Origin of the sequence: Paenibacillus sp. FSL W8-0194 (genome assembly GCF_037969745.1) — a bacterium.
Lineage (GTDB): Bacteria > Bacillota > Bacilli > Paenibacillales > Paenibacillaceae > Paenibacillus_AQ > Paenibacillus_AQ cookii.
Window position 1 is genome coordinate 1,838,809 of the sequence record NZ_CP150205.1, and the last position, 21,744, is coordinate 1,860,552.

Annotated in this window: 24 protein-coding genes and 3 tRNA genes; 21 read left to right on the forward strand and 6 right to left on the reverse strand. The window is 53.7% G+C overall.

The features are described from left to right. The first annotated feature begins 42 nt into the window (after positions 1-42). The 4 genes from lspA (at position 43) to MKY58_RS07950 (ending at position 3,786) form a co-directional block, all read left to right on the forward strand. Positions 43-540, forward strand: a complete 498-nt coding sequence (lspA, locus tag MKY58_RS07935; RefSeq protein ID WP_339324123.1) for a signal peptidase II — start codon at positions 43-45, stop codon at positions 538-540. Beyond that, the gene (locus MKY58_RS07940) at positions 537-1,460 is read left to right on the forward strand and encodes an RluA family pseudouridine synthase (protein WP_339324124.1); all 924 of its coding nucleotides are present in this window, start codon (positions 537-539) and stop codon (positions 1,458-1,460) included. Before lspA ends, MKY58_RS07940 begins: the two co-directional genes overlap by 4 nt. Before the next feature lie 105 nt (positions 1,461-1,565). Next, positions 1,566-2,819, forward strand: a complete 1,254-nt coding sequence (locus MKY58_RS07945) for an LL-diaminopimelate aminotransferase (protein WP_036707574.1) — start codon at positions 1,566-1,568, stop codon at positions 2,817-2,819. A 325-nt stretch (positions 2,820-3,144) separates the two neighbouring features. Beyond that, positions 3,145-3,786, forward strand: a complete 642-nt coding sequence (locus tag MKY58_RS07950) for a FusB/FusC family EF-G-binding protein (protein WP_339324125.1) — start codon at positions 3,145-3,147, stop codon at positions 3,784-3,786. 49 nt (positions 3,787-3,835) lie between these two features. Here MKY58_RS07950 and ytaF read toward each other — a convergent pair whose 3' ends face one another. Further along, positions 3,836-4,480 (reverse strand): sporulation membrane protein YtaF, encoded by a 645-nt coding sequence (ytaF, locus tag MKY58_RS07955; protein ID WP_339324126.1) that lies wholly within the window; start codon positions 4,478-4,480, stop codon positions 3,836-3,838. A gap of 80 nt (positions 4,481-4,560) precedes the next feature. Between ytaF and MKY58_RS07960 the strand changes: the two genes are divergently transcribed. The 10 genes from MKY58_RS07960 to pyrE all read left to right on the forward strand — a co-directional run bounded on the left by MKY58_RS07960 (position 4,561) and on the right by pyrE (position 15,468). Continuing rightward, positions 4,561-5,253, forward strand: coding sequence for a DUF1232 domain-containing protein (locus MKY58_RS07960; RefSeq protein WP_339324127.1), 693 nt, complete (start codon positions 4,561-4,563; stop codon positions 5,251-5,253). A gap of 103 nt (positions 5,254-5,356) precedes the next feature. Beyond that, entirely contained in the window at positions 5,357-6,112 is a 756-nt protein-coding gene (gene tatC, locus MKY58_RS07965; RefSeq protein ID WP_339324128.1) for a twin-arginine translocase subunit TatC, read from the forward strand. 83 nt (positions 6,113-6,195) lie between these two features. Further along, on the forward strand, positions 6,196-6,450 hold the full coding sequence (locus MKY58_RS07970) for a twin-arginine translocase TatA/TatE family subunit (RefSeq protein WP_339324129.1): 255 nt from the start codon (positions 6,196-6,198) through the stop codon (positions 6,448-6,450). A gap of 338 nt (positions 6,451-6,788) precedes the next feature. Next, positions 6,789-7,346: a bifunctional pyr operon transcriptional regulator/uracil phosphoribosyltransferase PyrR gene (gene pyrR / locus MKY58_RS07975; RefSeq protein WP_339324130.1), complete on the forward strand. Its 558-nt coding sequence runs from the start codon at positions 6,789-6,791 to the stop codon at positions 7,344-7,346. 2 nt (positions 7,347-7,348) lie between these two features. Then, positions 7,349-8,251 (forward strand): aspartate carbamoyltransferase catalytic subunit, encoded by a 903-nt coding sequence (locus MKY58_RS07980; RefSeq protein ID WP_036707588.1) that lies wholly within the window; start codon positions 7,349-7,351, stop codon positions 8,249-8,251. Positions 8,252-8,363: 112 nt separating this feature from the next. Then, positions 8,364-9,644, forward strand: a complete 1,281-nt coding sequence (locus MKY58_RS07985) for a dihydroorotase (RefSeq protein WP_339324131.1) — start codon at positions 8,364-8,366, stop codon at positions 9,642-9,644. Between the two features lie 83 nt (positions 9,645-9,727). Then, positions 9,728-10,858 carry a carbamoyl phosphate synthase small subunit gene (locus MKY58_RS07990; RefSeq protein WP_339324132.1) on the forward strand — a complete coding sequence of 377 codons (1,131 nt, stop codon included), beginning with the start codon at positions 9,728-9,730 and terminating at the stop codon, positions 10,856-10,858. A gap of 2 nt (positions 10,859-10,860) precedes the next feature. Beyond that, positions 10,861-14,076 (forward strand): carbamoyl-phosphate synthase large subunit, encoded by a 3,216-nt coding sequence (gene carB, locus MKY58_RS07995; RefSeq protein ID WP_339324133.1) that lies wholly within the window; start codon positions 10,861-10,863, stop codon positions 14,074-14,076. Between the two features lie 16 nt (positions 14,077-14,092). Further along, a complete protein-coding gene (gene pyrF / locus MKY58_RS08000; protein ID WP_339324134.1) occupies positions 14,093-14,830 on the forward strand; it encodes an orotidine-5'-phosphate decarboxylase in 738 nt (245 codons plus the stop codon). Next, positions 14,827-15,468, forward strand: a complete 642-nt coding sequence (pyrE, locus tag MKY58_RS08005) for an orotate phosphoribosyltransferase (protein WP_036707599.1) — start codon at positions 14,827-14,829, stop codon at positions 15,466-15,468. Before pyrF ends, pyrE begins: the two co-directional genes overlap by 4 nt. A gap of 115 nt (positions 15,469-15,583) precedes the next feature. Here pyrE and MKY58_RS08010 read toward each other — a convergent pair whose 3' ends face one another. Then, positions 15,584-16,450 carry a YitT family protein gene (locus MKY58_RS08010; protein WP_339324135.1) on the reverse strand — a complete coding sequence of 289 codons (867 nt, stop codon included), beginning with the start codon at positions 16,448-16,450 and terminating at the stop codon, positions 15,584-15,586. Positions 16,451-16,734: 284 nt separating this feature from the next. Between MKY58_RS08010 and MKY58_RS08015 the strand changes: the two genes are divergently transcribed. From MKY58_RS08015 to MKY58_RS08035, 5 genes are all read left to right on the forward strand, one after another. Continuing rightward, complete coding sequence (locus MKY58_RS08015) at positions 16,735-16,899, forward strand: hypothetical protein (RefSeq protein WP_197069924.1); 165 nt, start codon at positions 16,735-16,737, stop codon at positions 16,897-16,899. Between the two features lie 118 nt (positions 16,900-17,017). After that, positions 17,018-17,094: transfer RNA gene (locus MKY58_RS08020), tRNA-Met, on the forward strand. Positions 17,095-17,135: 41 nt separating this feature from the next. Beyond that, positions 17,136-17,212: transfer RNA gene (locus MKY58_RS08025), tRNA-Ile, on the forward strand. A 21-nt stretch (positions 17,213-17,233) separates the two neighbouring features. Continuing rightward, positions 17,234-17,319, forward strand: a tRNA-Leu gene (locus tag MKY58_RS08030). A 285-nt stretch (positions 17,320-17,604) separates the two neighbouring features. After that, entirely contained in the window at positions 17,605-18,273 is a 669-nt protein-coding gene (locus tag MKY58_RS08035; RefSeq protein WP_339324136.1) for a uracil-DNA glycosylase, read from the forward strand. Positions 18,274-18,310: 37 nt separating this feature from the next. Here the strand turns inward: MKY58_RS08035 and MKY58_RS08040 are convergent, their stop codons facing one another. Further along, on the reverse strand, positions 18,311-19,393 hold the full coding sequence (locus tag MKY58_RS08040; RefSeq protein WP_339324137.1) for an AI-2E family transporter: 1,083 nt from the start codon (positions 19,391-19,393) through the stop codon (positions 18,311-18,313). 207 nt (positions 19,394-19,600) lie between these two features. Here MKY58_RS08040 and MKY58_RS08045 point away from each other — a divergent pair, with 207 nt between their 5' ends. Then, positions 19,601-19,717, forward strand: a complete 117-nt coding sequence (locus tag MKY58_RS08045) for a YjcZ family sporulation protein (RefSeq protein WP_339324138.1) — start codon at positions 19,601-19,603, stop codon at positions 19,715-19,717. A 78-nt stretch (positions 19,718-19,795) separates the two neighbouring features. On the opposite strand, the gene MKY58_RS08050 is transcribed toward MKY58_RS08045, so the two are convergent. After that, complete coding sequence (locus MKY58_RS08050; RefSeq protein ID WP_339324139.1) at positions 19,796-19,957, reverse strand: mechanosensitive ion channel protein MscL; 162 nt, start codon at positions 19,955-19,957, stop codon at positions 19,796-19,798. Between the two features lie 146 nt (positions 19,958-20,103). Here MKY58_RS08050 and MKY58_RS08055 point away from each other — a divergent pair, with 146 nt between their 5' ends. Beyond that, positions 20,104-20,838: a glycerophosphodiester phosphodiesterase gene (locus MKY58_RS08055; RefSeq protein WP_339324140.1), complete on the forward strand. Its 735-nt coding sequence runs from the start codon at positions 20,104-20,106 to the stop codon at positions 20,836-20,838. Positions 20,839-20,943: 105 nt separating this feature from the next. Here MKY58_RS08055 and MKY58_RS08060 read toward each other — a convergent pair whose 3' ends face one another. Both MKY58_RS08060 and MKY58_RS08065 read right to left on the reverse strand, forming a co-directional pair. Beyond that, positions 20,944-21,102, reverse strand: a complete 159-nt coding sequence (locus MKY58_RS08060; RefSeq protein ID WP_339324141.1) for a hypothetical protein — start codon at positions 21,100-21,102, stop codon at positions 20,944-20,946. A gap of 205 nt (positions 21,103-21,307) precedes the next feature. Continuing rightward, complete coding sequence (locus tag MKY58_RS08065) at positions 21,308-21,511, reverse strand: hypothetical protein (protein WP_339324142.1); 204 nt, start codon at positions 21,509-21,511, stop codon at positions 21,308-21,310. Between the last annotated feature and the right edge of the window lie 233 nt (positions 21,512-21,744).

Consider the following 21,744-nt stretch of genomic DNA (forward strand, 5'->3'; position numbering starts at 1 on the left):
GGCCGCAAGGCCCAATTGATAAGAACGGAGTGACATGGAGCTGTGTGGTATTACATCCTCGCGATCATCGCGTTTTTAGTGGACCAGGGGACCAAATGGATCATTGCAAAACAACTGGAGCTTGGTCAGGAAATTCCCGTGATCGGAAACTTTTTCCTGATTACCTCCAGCCGCAACCGGGGAGCCGCCTTCGGCATTCTTCCGAACCAACGCTGGTTTTTCATCATCGTTACCGTCGTTGTGGTCATCGCCATTATCTGGTACATGCAAAAGGTTAGAAAAACCTCTGCCCGCAAGCTGCTGCCTGCGGCGCTCAGCCTCGTGCTTGGCGGGGCGATCGGCAATTTCCTCGATCGGGCGCTGACCGGGGAAGTCGTCGACTTTTTGATGTTCAACTTCGGAAGCTACACGTTTCCGATCTTCAACATCGCCGATTCCTGCATCGTTGTAGGCGTGGCGCTCATTATTTTGGACTCGCTGTTCGATTTGAACAAAACCACCAAAGAAGAAGGCAGCAAGGAAGGGAATGAAATCGTGTGAGTGAAGCCGATATCCGGGAATGGGTGATCGATGAGGCTTATGCCAAGGAACGGATCGACAAATACATCACGGAATCTTGGGAAGAGGACGTATCCAGATCGCAGGTGCAGCTTTGGATCGCTTCGGGGCACGTTAAAGTGAACGGCAAACCGGTCAAAGCCAACTATAAACTGGCCGAGGGGGATGTCCTCGAAGTGACCGTGCCCGAACCCGCCGCCGTGGAAATCGTGCCGGAGGATATTCCGCTCGATATCGCTTACGAGGACAGCGACGTCGTCGTGGTGAACAAACCGAGGGGAATGGTCGTGCATCCGGCACCCGGACATGCATCCGGCACCCTGGTGAACGCGCTGATGCATCACTGCAAGGATCTGTCAGGCATTAACGGGGAACTGCGGCCGGGGATCGTGCACCGGATCGACAAAGACACCTCGGGCCTCTTGATGGCTGCCAAAAACGATAAGGCGCACGCCTCGCTTGCCGCCCAACTGAAGGATCACAGCGTGACGCGCAAATATGTTGCGCTTGTGCACGGCAACGTCAGCCATGACCAAGGCACCGTCGATGCGCCAATCGGCCGCGATCCGTTCGACCGCAAAATGTTTACGGTCACCGAAAGAAACAGCAAACACGCGGTTACGCATTTTGCCGTGCTGGAGCGGTTCGGGGATTACACGCTGCTCGAGCTGCAGCTCGAAACCGGCCGGACCCACCAGATTCGCGTCCATATGAAATTTATCGGTCATCCGCTTGTCGGCGACCCGGTCTACGGGCGCAGCAAAGGCATCAAAATGGACGGGCAGGCGCTTCATGCGAAAGTGCTCGGTTTCATCCATCCGTCCAGCGGGGAATATTTGGAATTTACGGCCGATATCCCGCAGGATATGGAAGAGCTGCTCACAAGTCTGCGCAGCCGATGAAAGTACAAATGATACGATAATTAATCCATGGCATTCAGCCATGGATTCCTTCATATTTAGGGTAGGTTTTTTGGAACTTAGCTTAAATGGGAGATGAAGAAACAAATGAGTATCGAACAATACCAACATACGTATATTCAGCACAATTTTGCGGATCGGATTGGCGGATCCAATTATGGTAAAGATACAGCGATTTACAAATTCGAGAAGATCAAGCGCGCCAAAGCGCAAGCGAAAAAGGATTTTCCGGGCGTCGAACTGATCGACCTGGGCGTCGGCGAACCGGATGAGATGGCGGACAGCGGCATCGTCGCCAAGCTTGCCGAAGAAGCGGCCAAGCCTGAAAACCGCGGGTATGCGGACAACGGCATCCCTGAATTCAAGGTTGCGGCAGCCCATTACCTGAAGGAAGTGTTTGGCGTCGAAGGCATCGATCCGGAAACCGAAGTGCTGCATTCGATCGGTTCCAAACCGGCGCTGGCCATGCTGCCTTCATGTTTCATCAATCCGGGCGACGTGACGATCATGACGGTTCCGGGATATCCGGTGATGGGCACGCACACCAAATATTTGGGCGGGGAAGTCTATAACGTCGAACTGACAAAGGAAAACAACTTCCTTCCGGATTTGAATGCCATCCCCGAAGACATCGCCAAGCGGGCCAAGCTGTTTTATTTGAACTACCCGAACAATCCGACGGGCGCCAGCGCAACCGTGGAGTTTTTCGCCGAAGTGGTGGAATGGGCGAAAAAGCATAACGTCGTCATCGTTCATGACGCCCCGTATGCAGCACTGACCTATGACGGGTTGAAGCCGCTCAGCTTTTTGTCCGTTCCGGGGGCGAAAGACGTCGGCGTCGAGCTGCACTCCTTGTCCAAGTCCTACAACATGACCGGCTGGCGGATCGGCTTTATTGCCGGCAACCCGCTTGTCGTCAAGGCTTTCGGCGACGTGAAGGACAACAACGATTCGGGACAATTCATCGCGATCCAAAAAGCGGCCGCATACGGCTTGTACCATCCGGAAATTACCGAAAAAATCGCGGCCAAATATTCCCGCCGGCATGACATGCTGGTTGCCGCGCTGAACGAGCTCGGATTCCAGGCGGAAAAACCGAAAGGCTCCTTCTTCCTGTACGTGGAGGCGCCGAAAGGGATCAAGGGCGGCATCCGTTTCGAATCCGGCGAGGATTTCTCGCAGTATCTGATCCGCGAAAAGCTGATCTCCAGCGTGCCATGGGATGATGCCGGACATTTCGTCCGTTTCTCCGTCACGTTCATCGCAAACGGCGAGGAAGACGAAAAACGCGTTATCGGCGAAATCAAACGCCGTCTGAGCGACGTCGAATTCGAATTCTAATTGAATGTGCTATAAGCGCAAAAAAAAGCGGTCAGCCAACAGGCTGGCCGTTTTTTTATGGGGTCGATGACCAAACCATACAATTGCGGCTTCTGTAACTTTTTGTTATAATTTTTCCATTGATTCATGATTGGGGGTCTTATCGATGGCAATGCGTAATTGCTCATTAGCTAGGAAGTCCTCATGCAAAGCCTGATTTCGGGGCGATACTTTGCGTGAGGTGCGATGGAATGGATTCAATCGCCCAAGCTTCATTTTATCGTTTCTAATAACGGGCTTTGCACCTTATTACATTTTTTTAATCATAATAAGGGGCTGAAGAGCTATGAGTACACCATTTATTAGAAACCATCAGTATAACGTAATTAAGAGACAAACCGAATTCCTTCTGAGAACGCTGCGAACCGTCGCGGACCGGAAAGTCCTGGAGACCGTAAGGTATCGGGCAGCTTTGACGATTACCGAAGCATTTTCTTCCTTAACGGAAGATCAGCGCCGGATGCTGGAACGAATTTCGACCTTCGAGACGGCATACGAATTCCAAAATTATCTCACCGATTTGGAAGCGTACGTGGAGCCTTATCCGCCGATTACGGAGAAGCAGATTCAGAAGTTATTTCCTAAAAGCAAAAAATTGAAAGTACCTGATCTGCAGGCCATCGATTTTCGATTTGTGACGTATCTCGGCTGGGTCGACGTCGCAACGAACCGATTGTTCATCGTGTATCCGCACGAAGGAAAGTTCATCGGGATCGAAGGAAGAATCACGCCGACCAACAAGAAGGGGTATTGCATGTTCTGCAACCGGCACCAGGAGCTGGCCTTCTTCACCGTCAAGACCAAAAGCGCTTTGCCGGATAACTACTCTTCCATCGGCCAATACGTCTGTATCGATAACCATGCATGCAATCAGTCCATTGCCGATACAGGATCACTGGAGAAGTTCATTTTCTCCGTTCTCAAATAAATCGCCAAAGGCTGCCCTTAAGGGCAGCCTTTTTAAGTTGACGACGGCATTAGATGACCTGGTGCACTCCGATCGCAATCAATAGGATGCCCGCAATCCAGCTGGCGCTTTTGCCCAGGCGTTCGCCGGCGATTTTGCGGCCCGCCATCGAGCAAAGGCCGATGCAGATCAAGCTGAACAGGCCTGAAAAAAGCGACGTTTCCCAAATGTTGATGCTCGTGATCCCCGCGTCGAATCCGCCGGCCAAATTATTGATCGACAGCGCGATGCCGAGAATGACCGATTCTTTGAAATCGACGGTTTTGGACCGGTCAATATCGGCCGCTTCCGGATTTTTTAATATCTCCTGGATGGACCCCGAAGGCGTCGTTGGGCTGGGCTTCTTTTGCTCCAGCATCGGCTGCAGCATCACCCAAAGGCCGATGGCCACCAGCATGATCATGCCGATGATGTTGCAGATTTGCGGGGGCATCCACAAAGCGATTACCTGCCCGAACAACCCGCCGATAAGCGTCAGCAGAAAACCCATAAAGGCAATGACCACGCTCGCGTAAAAAGGGATTTTGATGTTTCGTACCCCGTAAGCGGCTCCGACCCCGGCATTATCGAGATTGGACGCAAGCGCGATGGAAACCGACGAAAGCCATGGCGCAACCATATTCTCCAGCACTCCCTTTGATGAAATGATGTTCATGCATTGCCGAATCCTCATCGTATCTTATTAATCCCGGCAACAAAAAGTGACGGTATGGAACATATAATGTTGAGGAAGCGTTGAGGAAAACGCAACAAACGGTGAACGGCAAATCAAAAGGCGGTGAAACGATGGCGGCGGATCGCGAGGACATGCAGGAGCAAAACAGGCTGGGAGCGTTAATCAAAAACGCATTGCGCGCCAAGTCGATGTCGATGCGAAAGCTGGGCGGAATCATCGGCATGGATGCGGCTTCGATTTCACGGATCGTTAGCGGCAAGCAGCGGCCAAGGCTGGAGCAGCTCCATCTGTTTGCGAAACATTTGCAAATCCCGGTCCGGGAGCTGTTAGCCGCCGCGGGTTTGGAGTCCAAGGAGATGAAGGATGACATCAGCGAACTTCGGGACGCTTTGCAAGGAAGCGGCATTTGCGTGGAAAACATGACGGGGCGGATTCGCCAGGAGCTGCAGAAATACGAGGCCTATGCACAAACGGATGAAGGGCGGGAAATGATCCAGGGCTCTTTTTTGAATAAGCTCGCCCAGCTGCGGAGCCGGGGTTATTATATCGACCAGTTAAGGGATTTGTACGACGAATACGAGTCGGGCGGATTGCCGGACGCCGAACGCCATATCATCGGGAGCGCGCTGCTGTATTTCGTTTTGGCGACCGACATTATACCGGACTTCAACTTTCCATTCGGGTACATCGATGACGCAATCGCCGTCCGGATCGTGCTGGAGCGGCTCGAGTCGATGCGAAGACCGTCGTGATTTTTGCCGGCAAAAATGGTAAAGTGGTAGGTGGAAACTAGGAAACGTTTAAAAATCACTGGAGCTGATCACCCTGCTGAACCTGTGGAACCTGCTGAATCGAATGAATTGGTCCCTTTATGAAAAACATTTATCCGAGATTAGGAAAAGAATGTTTTGGATCCTTGCCGTTTTTGCGGCGTCCATGATTACGTCGATGTTTTTTGCCGGGGACGTGCTGCATTTCCTGAAAAGCCGCCCGCCGGCTTCGCTTGTCGCTTGGAACGCGTTCAGCCCGTTGGACGGCATCAAAATTTACATGTATTTGTCCGCGGCGATGTCGCTCATCGTGGCGGTACCGTTCACGCTGTTTCAAATATGGGGATTCGTCAAACAAGGGCTGCGGAAGGATGAGCGCAGGGCGGCGCTAAAATATATTCCGGCCGCGTTTGTGCTGATCGTCGTCGGCTTTGCGTTTGCTTATTTCGTCGTGTTTCCGATGGCCTTCCGATTTACGACGGACACGACCAAAAACTTGGGGCTGGTCGAAACCTACGGCATCGCGCAATATTTTTCTTTCCTGACGAATATCGTGGCGCCGGTTTCTTTGGCTTTCGAGCTGCCGGTGGTCGCGATGTTCTTGACCCGGCTGCGCATTTTGACGCCGGCGAAACTTGCGAAGATCCGCAAGGTTTCCTATATGGTGCTTGTTTTTATCGCGTGCATGATTTCGCCGCCGGAGTTTTTTTCGCATATCTCCGTTTCGCTGCCGTTCATCGCGTTATACGAGATCAGCGTGCTGATGTCCCGCTTGGTATACCGGAAGCAGCAGCGGCTGGACGTCAAATACAAGGACAGGATAAATTACGGGGCCGTTTGATAAGCGGACAAGCCGTGTAAGGCGGAAACGGAACCGTTACCCATGAAAGCGTTAATCGATCTGTAAAGGAGGTTTCATACGACATGTTGAACGATATCGGACTGCCGGGATTCATTTTGCTGGCGCTGTTGGCGCTGCTGCTGTTCGGGCCCAGCAAACTCCCGGGACTGGGGCGTTCCGCGGGGAAAGCGCTGCGCGAGGTCAAAAGGGAAATGAACGAAATATTCGGGGATTCGAAGCCTGCGCCGCGAAAAGCCCAAGAACGGCCGAAAACGGAGGAGCCGGCAGCGGCTGCGATCCGGCCTGAGCCGCAGCAATCCCGCAATCTCCCGGAATAATATACCAACGGCTTGGAAGACCAAAAGCCTGTTGACAATACGCGGGCCGTCTGTCATAATTCTTGTAGCTGAATGAAACGAGCTTGAAGCAAATCGCTTCAGTTCAATCCATCTGAATAAGACCTTTAAATCAGTCCCGTGAGGCTGGCAAGGTAACGTGAACCGAGGTTCACTTTTGTGGCATGCGCATGCCTGATTTTCGCGCGGTCCACGAAAGGAATCCCTGTGTCCAAATGTCTAACGACTTTCACTCCTTGCCATGAGCGGCAAGGAGTTTTTTGCATGTTCACGGGCGATAATGTAGTCAATATCCCTTAAGCGAAAAAGGAGTGTGGGGCATGAGCAACGAGGTGCATGTCATTATGGATGAGGCGGCGATCCGCCGCGCACTGACACGGATTGCACACGAAATACTGGAACGGAACAAGGGGATTGAAAACTGCGTTCTGATCGGCATCAAAACGAGAGGCGAGTTTCTGGCGAAACGGCTTGCGGACAAAATACTGGAGATCGAAGGCACGCCGGTCCCTTGGGGAGCGATCGACGTAACGGCGTACCGCGACGATCAGAAGAAGGGCGATCCGCAAGCCTCCCAGGACGTGAATCAAGAGCTTAACGCTCTCCAAATACAAGAGAAAAAAGTCATTTTATTCGACGACGTGCTGTATACCGGCCGGACGATCCGGGCCGCGATGGATGCGCTGATGGATTGCGGCCGGCCGCAAATGATCCAGCTCGCGGTGCTGGCGGACCGGGGACACCGGGAACTGCCGATTCGGCCGGATTATATCGGGAAAAACGTGCCGACCTCGAAACAGGAACAGATCGAAGTGGCGCTGTCGGAAACCGACGGCAAGGACGAGGTAACGATCTTTCAAAACCGGGAGGAGAAATGACCATGATGACGATGACGAAGCTGAAGGAACGGAGCCTGCTTGGTCTGAAGGATCTCAGCCGCGGGGAAATCGAATCCATCCTCGACCGGGCCGCCTACTGGGCGGCTCGGGAGGAAAAGCTGATTCCGGTCCTGAACTCGCGGTTTGTGGCCAACATGTTTTTCGAAAACAGCACGAGAACGCGGTTTTCCTTCGAAATGGCCGAAAAGCGGCTTGGCGCGCAGGTGTTGAATTTCGCGGCTGCGGCATCGAGCGTGGAGAAAGGCGAGTCGATATACGATACCGTCAAAACGCTTGAATCGATGGGGATCGACGCCGGGGTGATCCGGCTGAAGCCGGTAGGCGTGCTTCAAGAGCTGGCCGGGAAAATTTCGGTGCCGTTGATCAACGCAGGGGACGGAAACAACGAACACCCGACGCAGGGACTGCTGGATCTGTTCACGATGAAAAGAAGGTTCGGCACGCTGCAGGGACTGACGGTTTCGATCATCGGGGACATCTCGCACAGCCGGGTGGCCAGGTCGGATCTGTGGGCGCTGCAAAAGTTCGGCGCCGAAGTCAAATTCTGCGCGCCGCCGAACATGCAGGCGCCGGAGCTTGACGCTCCATATGTAAGCATGGATGAAGCATTAAAATCGGATGTTGTGATGATGTTGAGGGTTCAGCTTGAACGCCATGAGACGGGCATGCTGAAATCGGCAGAGGAATATCGGGCACAGTACGGATTAACGGAAGAACGGGCGGCTAAGCTTTCCCGACACACGCTGATCATGCACCCTGCTCCCGTGAACCGGAACGTTGAGATCGACGACTCAGTCGTTGAATGTGAGCAATCGGCCATATTTACGCAGATGAGCAACGGGGTTCCGGTACGGATGGCAGTCATGGAAAGAGCGTTATTGTAGGCGAAGGCAGGAATTTTCACACCATTGTATTAATAAATATACACAAAATTGAATGAATATTATACAATAGATTGGAAGCCACAGCGCCAATCAACGAGCGGAGGTAAACAGCATGCATATTATCAAGAACGCCAGCGTGTTGAATGAACAAGGCGAACTTACGAAAAAACATATCGTTCTCGAGGACGGAGTCATCCATGCCTTGATCGACGGGGACTCCGATTGGCAGCCTGCCGAAGGCGCGGAAGTCACGGACGCCGCCGGGAAACTGGTAACGCCGGGCCTCATCGATATGCACGTTCATTTGCGCGAGCCTGGCTTTGAACATAAGGAAACGATCGAAACCGGAAGCCGTTCGGCGGCCAAAGGCGGCTTCACGACGATTGCCTGCATGCCGAACACCAAACCGGTAACGGATAATCCTGAAACAGTGCAGCTGGTGCTGGATAAAGCCCGCGAAGCGGGGCTCGTCAAGGTGCTGCCTTATGCGGCGATCACCGTCCGGGAGCTCGGACGGGAGCTGACGGACTTTGCCGCGCTCAAGGCGGCCGGAGCCATCGGCTTTACGGATGACGGCGTGGGCGTTCAAAACGCGCAAATGATGAAAAATGCGATGCGTCTGGCGGCCGAGCTGGATATGCCGGTCATCGCGCACTGCGAAGAAAACTCGCTGGTCGAAAAAGGCTGCGTCACGGAAGGCAAGTTTGCCGAAAAGCACGGGCTCGTCGGCATCCCGAACGAATCGGAAGCGATCCACGTCGGGCGCGACATTCTTCTCGCCGAAGCGACGGGCGTGCACTACCATGTATGCCATGTCAGCACCGAGCAGTCGATCCGCCTGATCCGCCAGGCCAAATCGATCGGCATCAACGTCACCGCGGAGGTGTGCCCGCACCACCTGCTGTTGTCGGACGAGGACATCCCGGGGCTGGATGCCAACTGGAAAATGAATCCGCCGCTCCGCTCGCCGCGCGACGTGCAGGCATGCATCGAGGCGCTGCAGGACGGAACGCTCGACATCATCGTCACGGACCATGCGCCGCATACCGAAGAGGAGAAAGCCAAAGGCATGGAAATGGCGCCGTTCGGCATCGTCGGGTTCGAAACGGCATTCCCGCTGCTCTACACGAAATTCGTGGCCACGGGAAAATGGGATCTTTCCTTCCTTGTACGCCGCATGACATCCGATCCGGCGAGAGTGTTCGGGTTGAATACGGGAAAGCTGGCGGAAGGAGCTCCCGCGGACTTAACGATGATCGATCTCGAGTCCGAAAGGGAAGTCGATCCGCAAACCTTCGCTTCGAAAGGGCGCAACACGCCGTTTACCGGTTGGAAGCTGAAAGGCTGGCCGGTGAAAACATGGGTGGACGGAAAAGTGGTGTGGGCTGAATAACGGCCCGGATTTTCAAGATAGATTCATAGCGCGTTTTCTTGAACAGAAAGAGAAAGTACGTATTTGACAGAGGAGTGAGTAGAATGCAGGCAAGATTGCTTCTGGAGGATGGAACACTGTTTACAGGCAGTGCATTCGGAGCCGAAGGGGAAAAAACAGGCGAGGTTGTATTCAATACGGGGATTACCGGCTACCAGGAGGTGCTGTCCGATCCGTCCTACTGCGGGCAAATTGTGACGATGACCTATCCCTTGATCGGAAACTACGGCATTACGCGCGACGACTTCGAGTCCGTGGCCCCGTTCGTGAACGGGTTTGTCGTAAGACGGCATGAAACGGTGCCAAGCAACTGGCGCGCGGAATACAACGTCGACAACCTGCTCAAAGAATTCGGGATCGTCGGCATCAGCGGCATCGATACGCGCATGCTGACCCGCATGATCCGCCAGCACGGAACGATGAGAGGGATCCTCACGACGTCGGCAGCATCGGTGGAAGAGCTGAGAGAACGCCTGGCGGCCAGTCCGATTCTGACGAATCAGGTGGCTACGGTGTCTACCAAACATGTATACAGCAGCCCGGGATCGAGAGAACGGATCGTACTCGTGGACTACGGCGCCAAAACCGGCATTCTGCGCGAGCTGACCGCCCGCGGATGCGACGTGGTGGTCGTGCCGCAGGACACGACGGCCGACGAAATCCGCCGCCTCAATCCGGACGGCATCCAGTTGTCCAACGGCCCCGGGGATCCGAAAGACGTGCCGCATGCGATTCGGACGATCCAGGAACTGCTCGGCGAATATCCGATTTTCGGCATCTGCCTCGGACATCAGCTGTTCGCGCTCGCTTGCGGCGCCGATACGGAGAAGCTGAAATTCGGACACCGCGGCGGCAACCATCCGGTCAAAGACCTGAAAACGAACCGCTGCTACATCACTTCCCAAAACCACGGTTATACGGTCAAGGAAGATTCGATCGCAGGCACGGAGCTTGAAGTGACGCACATCAACAACAACGACAAAACGATCGAAGGCTTGAAGCATAAAAAATATCCTGCATTCACCGTGCAGTATCACCCGGAAGCAGCGCCGGGACCGTACGACAACAGCTATCTATTCGATCAATTCCTTGAGATGATCAGAGAACATAAACAGCAAAACCCGGCAAACCCGCGTCAGGCTGAACTGGCTGCAGCCGCGAAAGGAGAACGTTAATTATGCCACTTAACAAACAACTTAAGAAAATCCTCGTTATCGGCTCGGGTCCGATTGTCATCGGCCAAGCGGCGGAATTTGACTATGCGGGCACGCAGGCCTGCGAAGCGTTGAAAGAAGAAGGCGTGGAGGTTGTCCTGATCAACAGCAACCCGGCTACGATCATGACCGACACCAACATGGCCGACAAAGTCTATATCGAACCTATTACGCTGGACTTCGTGACCCAAATCATCCGCCAGGAGCGTCCGGACGGACTTCTGCCGACGCTTGGCGGCCAAACCGGCCTCAACATGGCGGTGGAGCTTGCGAAAGCGGGCATCCTGGAGCAGGAGAACGTGAAGCTGCTCGGAACGCAGCTGACATCCATCGAAAAAGCCGAAGACCGCGACCTGTTCCGCGAGCTGATGCGCGAGCTGGAGCAGCCGGTTCCGGAGAGCACGATCGTGACGACGCTCGAAGAGGCGCTGAAGTTCGCGGATGAGGTCGGATATCCGGTCATCGTTCGTCCGGCTTACACGCTTGGCGGAACGGGCGGCGGCATTTGCGCGACCGAAGAGGAGCTCCGCGAGACGGTTTCCTCCGGCATCCGCTACAGCCCGATCGGACAGTGCTTGATCGAGAAGAGCATCGCGGGCATGAAAGAAGTTGAATACGAAGTGATGCGCGACGCCAACGACAACTGCATCGTCGTCTGCAACATGGAGAACTTCGACCCTGTCGGCGTCCACACGGGCGACAGCATCGTCGTGGCTCCAAGCCAAACGTTGTCCGACCGCGAATACCAAATGCTGAGATCGGCGTCCCTGAAAATCATCCGCGCCCTGAACATCGAAGGCGGATGCAACGTGCAGTTCGCGCTCGATCCGCACAGCTACCAATATTACGTCATCGAAGTCAACCCGCGGGTCAGCCGCTCGTCGGCGCTCGCTTCCAAAGCGACCGGTTACCCGATCGCGAAGATGGCCGCCAAAATCGCGCTTGGTTACACGCTCGACGAACTCGTCAATCCGGTAACCGGCCAAACCTACGCATGTTTTGAGCCGACGCTGGATTACATCGTCAGCAAAATCCCGCGCTGGCCTTTCGATAAATTCATTCATGCCAACCGCAAGCTCGGAACGCAGATGAAGGCGACCGGCGAGGTTATGGCGATCGGACGGACGTTCGAGGAATCCATTCACAAAGCGATTCGCTCCCTCGAGATCGGCGTACACCGCTTCTACCTGAAAGGCGCCGAGGAACTGAGCGAGGACGTGTTGAAAGAACGCCTCGTCAAAGCCGACGACGAGCGCATCTTCCTGATCGCCGAAGCGTTCCGCCGCGGTTATGATTTGCAAACGGTCCAGGATTTGACCAAGGTGGATTGGTGGTTCCTCGATAAGCTGCAAGGCCTGATCGCTTTCGAAGCCCAAATCCAGCAAAAAGAACTGACGCCGGAAACGCTGTATGAAGCCAAGCGTCTCGGATTCACCGACCGGGCGATCGCCGAGCTGCGCACGCTGGCATCCGCGGACAGCTACACGAAGGAATCGGAAGTGCGCGAGTACCGCCAGCAGCAGGGATTGCGTCCGGTATACAAAATGGTAGATACGTGCGCGGCCGAGTTCGAGGCCTCCACGCCATACTACTACTCGACGTATGAAACGGAAAACGAAGTGACGGCATCGAACAAGGAGAAAGTGGTCGTCCTGGGTTCTGGTCCGATCCGGATCGGGCAAGGGATCGAATTCGACTACTCGACGGTGCATGCGGTTTGGGCGATCCAAAACGCGGGCTACGAAGCGGTGATCATCAACAACAACCCTGAAACGGTATCGACGGACTTCAACACGTCGGATCGCCTGTACTTCGAGCCGCTGTTCTTCGAGGACGTCATGAACGTCATCGAGCAGGAAAAACCGATCGGCGTCATCGTGCAGTTCGGCGGACAAACAGCCATCAACCTGGCGGGACCGCTGAGCGCGGCAGGCGTTCCGATTCTTGGCACAAGCCTTGAAAGCATCGATGAAGCTGAAGACCGCAAAAAATTCGAAGCGCTGCTCTCCCGCCTCAATATCGCCCAGCCGAAAGGCAGCACGGTAACGTCGGTGGACGAAGCCGTTGGAACGGCGCAAGCGCTTGGTTATCCGGTGCTGGTAAGACCTTCTTACGTCCTGGGCGGCCGGGCGATGGAAATCGTATACTCCGACGCCGAACTGCTGAGCTACATGGAAGAAGCGGTCAAAATCAATCCGGAGCATCCGGTCCTGATCGACCGTTACATGCTGGGCAAGGAAGTCGAAGTCGACGCCATCTGCGACGGCGAAACGGTCGTCATCCCGGGCATCATGGAGCATATCGAACGCGCAGGGGTACACTCCGGCGACTCGATCGCGGTGTATCCGCCGCAGCATCTGGAGCAGCATCTGAAAGATAAAGTCGTCAGCATCACGACGCGCATCGCCAAGGAACTGAAAACGGTCGGCCTGGTGAACATCCAGTTCGTCATCTACCAAGATGAAGTCTACGTGATCGAAGTCAACCCTCGTTCCTCCCGGACGGTGCCGTTCCTGAGCAAAGTAACGACGATCCCGATGGCGAACCTCGCCACGCAAGCGATCCTCGGCAAAAAGCTGAAGGATCTCGGCTACGAAGAAGGCATGTGGCCGGAAAGCGACTACGTCTCGGTCAAAGTGCCGGTATTCTCCTTCGCGAAGCTGCGCCGCGTCGAGCCGACCCTCGGTCCCGAAATGAAATCGACGGGCGAAGTGATGGGACGCGACCTGCAATATGCCAAAGCGCTCTACAAAGGCTTGATTGGCGCAGGCATGAAAATTCCTTCCACCGGCGCGATCATCGTGACCGTCGCCGACAAGGATAAAGAGGAAGCGGTCGAGCTCATGAAAGGCTTCAGACGCCTGGGCTACAAAATTTACGCGACGGGCGGAACGGCTCAAGCGCTCACCGAAGCCGGCATCCTCGTGACGACGGTGCAAAAATTGAGCGACGGCACGCCGAACATTCTCGACCTGATCCGCAACGGCGAAGCCCAGTTCGTCTTCAATACGCTGACGAAAGGCAAAACGCCGGAACGCGACGGATTCCGCATTCGCCGCGAAGCGGTCGAAAACGGAGTCGTATGCATGACTTCGCTGGATACCGTCAGAGCGCTTCTGAATATGCTGGATACGATCAACTTCTCGTCCCAAGCCATGCCGGCATTTGCCGTACGGTAGGGGAGGGACAAGATCAATGGATGAACGTTACAGGGAAATGGCGGGCCGCTTAATCGTGGCCCTCGATTACCCGGATGCGGGGCAAGCCGCGGCATTGCTGCGGGAGCTTGAAGGCATCCCTTGTTACATGAAGGTGGGCATGCAGCTGTATTACGCTGCAGGCCCTGATTTTGTGCGCGATTTGAAAACCCGGGGATACAAAGTATTCCTCGATCTGAAAATGCATGACATCCCCAACACGGTCAAGGGTGGAGCGGAAAGCATCACCCGCCTTGGCGTGGACATGTTTAACGTGCATGCCGCGGGCGGCAAGGACATGATGAAGGCGGCGCTGGAAGGCGTCGGCAAGGCGCTTGCTTCGGACAGCTCTTTGGATAAACCCCTCGTCATCGCCGTCACTCAATTAACCAGCACGGGACAGGACATGCTTAACCAAGAGATCGGCATTCCCGGTACGGTGAGGGATGCGGTCATCCGGTACGCGGAATTGACACAAGCCGCCGGACTTGACGGCGTCGTGGCGTCGGCGCAGGAAGCCGGCGACATTGCGGCGGCATGCGGTGCCGATTTTATTACCGTGACGCCGGGCATCCGCCCGTCAGGCAGCGATCAGGGCGACCAGAAACGCGTTCTGACGCCCGGAGAAGCCATCCGGAACGGAAGCAGCTATATTGTGGTAGGGCGGCCGATTACAGCCGCAGAGAAGCCGAGAACGGCAGCAGAACAAATCATTAAGGAGATGTTGGAAGCATGACGAACCTTGCAGAAATCCCGGGCCGAATCGCAGCGTATTTGCTGGAGATCGAGGCGGTGGCGCTGCGCCCGAAACAGCCTTTTACGTGGACTTCCGGCATCAAGTCGCCGATTTATTGCGATAACCGCTTGACGATGTCATATCCTGAAATCCGCGAATATATCGCGGAATCGTTCGCCGCGGTCATCCGCGAGCAGTACCCGGATACCGAAGTCATCGCCGGAACGGCGACGGCGGGCATTCCGCATGCCGCCTGGGTGGCGCAGAAGATGAACCTGCCAATGGCATACATCCGCGATAAAGCCAAAGGCCACGGCAAAGAGAATCAAATCGAAGGCAGCATCAAACCGGGGCAAAAGGTCATCGTCATCGAAGATTTGATTTCGACCGGCGGCAGCTCGATCAAGGCGGCCCAAGCCGTGAAGGAAGCGGGAGCCCGGCCGCAGGCCGTGCTGGCGATCTTCAGCTATCAGCTGGACAAGGCCGTGCAAGCTTTTAACGAAGCGGGGATTCCGTACCAAAGCTTGTCGAACTATACGGCGTTGATGGAAGTCGCTCTGGAAAAAGGAACGATTCAACAAGACGATGTCCAAGCGCTTCAAGCGTGGAGAGCGGACCCTTCGTCATTCGGCGCGTAAAAACCGTGAGAGCAGCCTTCCGAGGCTGCTTTTTGCGTGCCAACGGAAAAACCCCCTGCCTTTTTGCATAAGGACAGAGGGTTTTCATTTTTTGTGCCGGGAATGGGACGCATCGTTAGTGAATGGCGCTTTTTTCGAAATTGCCGCCAAGCACGTCCGATACATGTTCGATCGCAATGAACGCTTTCGGATCGATTTCCTGCACGACCGATTTCAGCTTGGCCAGCTCGAGACGGGTCACGACGCAGTAGATCATTTGCGTATCTTCCCGGGAATAACCGCCGCGCGCGTAGATGAACGTCGTGGTGCGTCCCAGCCGGTCCTGGATCGTTTGGGAAATCTCCTCGTATTCGCTGGAAATGATCGTCACCGACTTGGATTCGTTGAGGCCTTCGACCACGATATCCATCACTTTGGAAGCCATATAATACGTAAAGATCGAATACATCGCGGAATCCCAGCCGAATACGAAACCGGCGATGATAAAAATGAACACGTTCATGATCATGATGATTTGGCCGACGGGAATGCGGGTTTTTTTCGAAAGCAAAATGGCCACGATCTCGGTTCCGTCAAGGGAGCCGCCAAACCGGATCACCAGGCCGACGCCCAGGCCCAAAATAAGTCCGCCGAACAGGACGGCAAGTATTTTTTCGTTCGTAAACGGGCTGACATGATGAAGCAGCTGCGTGGTGACGGACATGACGACGATGCCGTACAAGGTGGAAATGGCGAAGGTTTTGCCGATTTGCTTGTAACCCAGGAATAAAAACGGAAGGTTGATGATAAAGAGGAAAATGCCGAGCGGGAGCGCCGTGATTTTGGACAATACGATCGAGATCCCGGTAATGCCGCCGTCGATGATATCGTTCGGAACGAGAAAGACCTCGAGCGCGACAGCCATTAAAATAGCCCCCGCGGTGATGAAGATGAATTTTTTCAATAATTCAACGGGAGTGAGTTTCCTGTGTGTTTTTGCCATTCCAATTCCTCGCTTCCAGAAAAAGTTTGATAAAACAGAATCAATTTCATAAAAGATTAAAAATACGGTAAACGAAACGATCTACAGACATACCAAACGGTACATGAGTGTAATCGTCTTGATTGAACCAGCTAACGGCATTATGGAATTGATTCAAACTAAGTTAATATTATAAATTAATTTCGAAATAATCTCAAAGAAATATGGAAAAATGCATGACGAGCCCGACTTCCGGCAACAATAGCCATCGATACCGATGATGATGCTTGAAAGGAGGACAACACATGCAATGGGTTTATTTCGGCAAACTATACAAATCGAAATTCCAGGCGGGCTGCCTCGCGAAAAGGCTGGAGCAAAACGGCTGGATTTACGGCTACGACGACCCGCGTCTCGTGGAGATATTCCGTTCGCGCAAAGGGAGATACGGCGTGCGATTCATCCCATAAGCCTGTCCGTATTTGGCCTTGCCATCCCCATCGTATAAATTTCCTGCAAAAAATACTTGACGTATCTTATACTTATGCTGTATATTAATTCTTGTCGCTATTTATTACGACTTAACGACGCGGGGTGGAGCAGTCCGGTAGCTCGTCGGGCTCATAACCCGAAGGCCGCAGGTTCAAATCCTGCCCCCGCAACCAAATTACAGCCATTATCATGGATCGATCACATACTTTGATCAGGGCCCTTAGCTCAGTTGGTTAGAGCGGTCGGCTCATAACCGACTGGTCGGGGGTTCGAGTCCCTCAGGGCCCACCATATGAAGTTTCATCCGTATTTGCCGGGGTGGCGGAATTGGCAGACGCACAGGACTTAAAATCCTGCGGTAGGTGACTACCGTACCGGTTCGAGCCCGGTCCTCGGCATCACAGACCTCAGCCTTGCGCTGAGGAGCTATTTTTATAGCTTGTACATAGGAAGCCCTGCGTGGTAAAGATACCATGCCAGGGCTTTTTTATATCTTTCCGTGACACGCGGCTATTGCAGGCGCACAGGACTTATAATCCGGCGGGAACTCGCCCTTGCCTTGATTTTGATTTGATCCTACTTCCCGAGCCGTGGTACACTCGAATTTGGCATTTATATGCGTCGGCAGCCGCTTTTTGAGGTTCATATATTTATAGGCACATCAGGGGAGAGGAGAATGGGGAATGTTTAACAACGATTGGGACGAGCAGTTGAAGGAAGAAGTGGAGAAGCCGTATTTCAACGATTTGCGGTACGCGCTTGCCCGGGAATATAAATTGCACACGGTATACCCGTCCAAGGAAAATTTGTTTCAAGCGTTAAAGCTGACGCCTTATAAAGATACCAAAGTGGTCATCTTGGGACAGGATCCTTATCACGGGCCGGGACAGGCCCACGGGCTTAGCTTTTCCGTCATGCCGGGGGTGAGAATCCCGCCGTCGCTCGTCAACATCTACAAGGAGCTGCACAGCGACCTCGGCGTTCCGATTCCGAATAACGGCTATCTCGTCCCTTGGGCGAAGCAGGGAGTGCTGCTGCTCAACACGGTGCTTACGGTCCGCGAGGGGCAGGCGAACTCCCATAAGGACCTCGGGTGGGAACGGTTTACGGATGCCGTCATCGAAAAGCTGAACGAACGGAACAAGCCGGTCGTCTTCATTTTGTGGGGCAGCCATGCGCAGAAAAAAGGGGCTTTTATCGACCGGAGCAAACATCTGGTGCTGAAATCCGTCCACCCCAGCCCGCTTTCGGTACACCGCGGATTTTTTGGCAGCCGCCCTTTTTCCAAAACGAACGAATTTTTGGAGTCGCACGGCATGGAGCCGATCGACTGGTCGATTCCTAATCTGTGACGAGACGGCTTTCGAAGCGGGCAGCGGCCCGCTTTTTCTATTCCATCACATCTTCGACCTTTTCGGAAAGGAACAGCTTGTACACCCGGACGATGATGATTTTGGCGACGATATAGGCCGGAATGGCCAAAATGATGCCGAGAATGCCGGAGATGTCGCCGCCGATCAGCAGCAGCACGATAATCGTGAGCGGATGGATGTCCAGTCTTTTTCCGTAAATGATCGGGGTGAGCAGGTTGTCCTGGATTTGCTGCGCAACGATGATGACGACTAGCGACCAGACCGCAACCGAAGGCGAATCGATAAAGCCGACGATCACGACGGGAATGGCGGCGATGACGGCCCCCACGTAAGGGATCAGGTTCAGCACGATCGAGATCAGCGCCAGCAGCAGCGAATACGGCAGTCCGATGATCAAAAAGCCGATATACATCAGCACGCCGAGCATGATGTTCAGGAGCACGCGCCCCACGATGAAGTTGCTGAGCGCAGCATCGATCTCCTGCAACACTTCGCGGCCTTCCTGCCGGTATTTCCGGGGAACCAGGTGAAGAAGGATCGGCCCCAGCTTGCTGCTTTCTTTCAGCATGTAGTACAACACGATCGGCACGGTAGCGATGATGACCACGACATTGGACAACACGGAGATGAAATCCGATACCGAATTGGTAACCGCCGTGATCAGCTTGTTCAAGTATTGGCTCAGCCGGTTCATCAGGTCGGACTCGCTCGGAATGAGCCTCGCGACAAAACGGTTATGCTGCAGCTGGTCGAGCTGCTTCTGCATTCTTTCCACGAAAAAAGGCGCGTTTTCCGCAAAGTTGATGACCTGCTCACGCAGCGTCGGCCATACAAGAATGCTGAACAACACGATCAGCCCGGCAAACACGAGATAAATCAACAGGATCGACAATGGCCGCGGCCAGCGGTGCTTTTCCAAAAAATTGACGATCGGACGCAGCAGATAATACATAAAACCCGCCAGCATGACCGGAATGATCATAATGTTGAACAAAAGAACCAACGGATTGAATATGAAGCTGACCTTCGAGCCTAAATAGATGATTAACAGCGCAAAAATCAGCCCAAGGCAAGTGCGAAAATATTTGCTTTGCGGCAAGCGAATCCCCCCAGTTTTGCATAGACGTCAAGCAACCTTTTGCTATCTATTTCCCTTTAACCAAAATGGATGCTTTTTATTCATGCAAACGGCATCCGCTGGAAGCAAATGTTCATTCAAGGCAAAAAAAAGAAGTGCTAACGTCCAAACCATTGGCCAAAAGGCCTCATACGCTAGGGATGAGCAATGGATGAAGGAGGGAGTTCGATGGGTGAAGTGGTTGGCGGAGGTTACGGATACCCTGGCGGAGTATTCCATTCGACGGCTGCAATTCTGGTTCTCTTCATTCTGCTTGTCATTATTACGCGCGCAATCGTGTATTGATGACCCGGCACTTGGCATCCTGGCGAAACATCGCCAGGGTGTTTTTGCGTTCCGGCGGGGGATGTCCGCACGCTTGCATCAATAAATGATCCGGCGATGGACTTGAACGGGCGTTCCGTATATGCGGCTCAAGCGGCGGGCCTCCTCGGTCACCTGGACAAGCATCGCGTGAAGGCGCTGGCTCATGGGGCGAATCGTTTCCTTTACCTCTCCATGCACGATAACGTCGAATACGATCATTGTTTTTTCAGCTCCTCAAGTATTCTTTTTCCCGGGTCTGTAATCATGATAGAATATGGTTGTTAACAGGCCATGAAATGGAGCAGCAAGTTATGTTAATTTTCCACAATATCACTGGAGAAGGTAGATCGGGGAGGCTGAAGGGAATGGGAAACGTCGTTAATTTTGCGCACAGGGGTTCATCCAAAATTTGTCCCGAAAACACGATGGCGGCTTTCAGAAAAGCACTGGAGCAAGGGGCGACCGGCATCGAAACGGATGTGCAGCTTACGAAAGACGGACATTTGGTGCTGATTCACGATGAAACGCTGAACAGGACGACGACCGGCACCGGCTGGGTGAAAGACCACACGTTAGATGAATTGAAGGAGCTTGATGCGGGGAGCTGGTTTCATCCCGATTTTCGGGGAGAGCGCCTTCCGCAGCTCGACGAGCTTTTGGAACTGGCCAAAGACGGGGGAACGATCATCAATATCGAGCTCAAAAACGGGGTCGTGCCTTACGAGGGGCTTGAAGAGAAAGTGATCCAAAGGGTGCGGGATTACGGGTTGAGCAACCAGGTCGTGATCTCCAGCTTCAACCATTACTCCTTGCTGCTCTGCAAACAAATCGCCCCGGAAATCCGGACCGGCATCCTTTATATGGAAGGCCTCTACGAACCATGGGCATATGCCGGCACGCTGCAGGCCGACGCGCTGCATGCTTACCACCGCGCAGTGCTGCCCGAATTCGTGGCTGCCGCCAAAGCGGCGGGAAAAGCGTATCACCCGTTTACCGTCAATGACCCGGACGAAATGCGGAGATTGCTGCAAGCCGGCGTGGACGGAATCATTACGGATTATCCGGATCGGCTTGACGCTTTGCTGGCGGAGGAAAAATAAAAAAACGAAAATAAACCGGATCCGCTGCGGATACCGGTTTTCTTTTCGCTATGGGAATCACTGCGGAAGACGATCATGCGTTAGAGGGACCGCGGCAAAAAGAGGTCAAGACTCTTCCTTTTTATGTCTGGCCGCTTCTTCCGAGCCTTCCTCCAAAATTTCCTCGATCATGCTGGTCGAAGAGGGATTTTCGCGTTCGGGATCCGGAATCGGATCTACGCCGGGGAATCTTTTCTCCTCCTCATGGCTGCGATGCTTATCCATACCAATCCACTCCTTTTTTCGATATCGGAAGGATGCCGCATAGGTTCATAGGATGTTCCGAAAAGGGTTTCCCTATGCGGGAGGCGGCGTGATGGACCTTTACCGCTGCGTCCTATGTAATATAAACGGGTGGACCGGATACGAAACAGGGCGCGGGGGAAAAAAGCTCAAGAAAAAAGCTGCCCCATCGCTGCGGCAGCGCCGTTCATCCGTTGGATTGGAAAGCGATCAGGCGCGATACGTGGCTCACTTCGTCCATCGGGATCCAGAAATGACCCAGCGGGGTGCGCATTTTTAATTTTGCGGGATCGTTGGACGGTTCAGGGATGCCCGTTAAGGTACTGCCGTCCACGCTTTTGACGAAAATCGTATGCTCGTGTTTGATGGCTAATTCGATGACCTTTTCCATGCGACTATTCTCCTGTAAATACAGACTATCGAATCATGTTCTAGTTCTATCATACGGGAAAGTCTGCAGGTTATAAAGTTCTTTTTTAAAGGTTTTAAGACAATAGGCCTAAACGCGAACCAGGTATGTTACATATTCATGCTCCAGAAATCAATCCATTTCCAGGCTCGAAAATACGCTTGATAGCATGGATGAGAAGTAAGATCGCGGCGATAAGTTCATGCTTGACCATA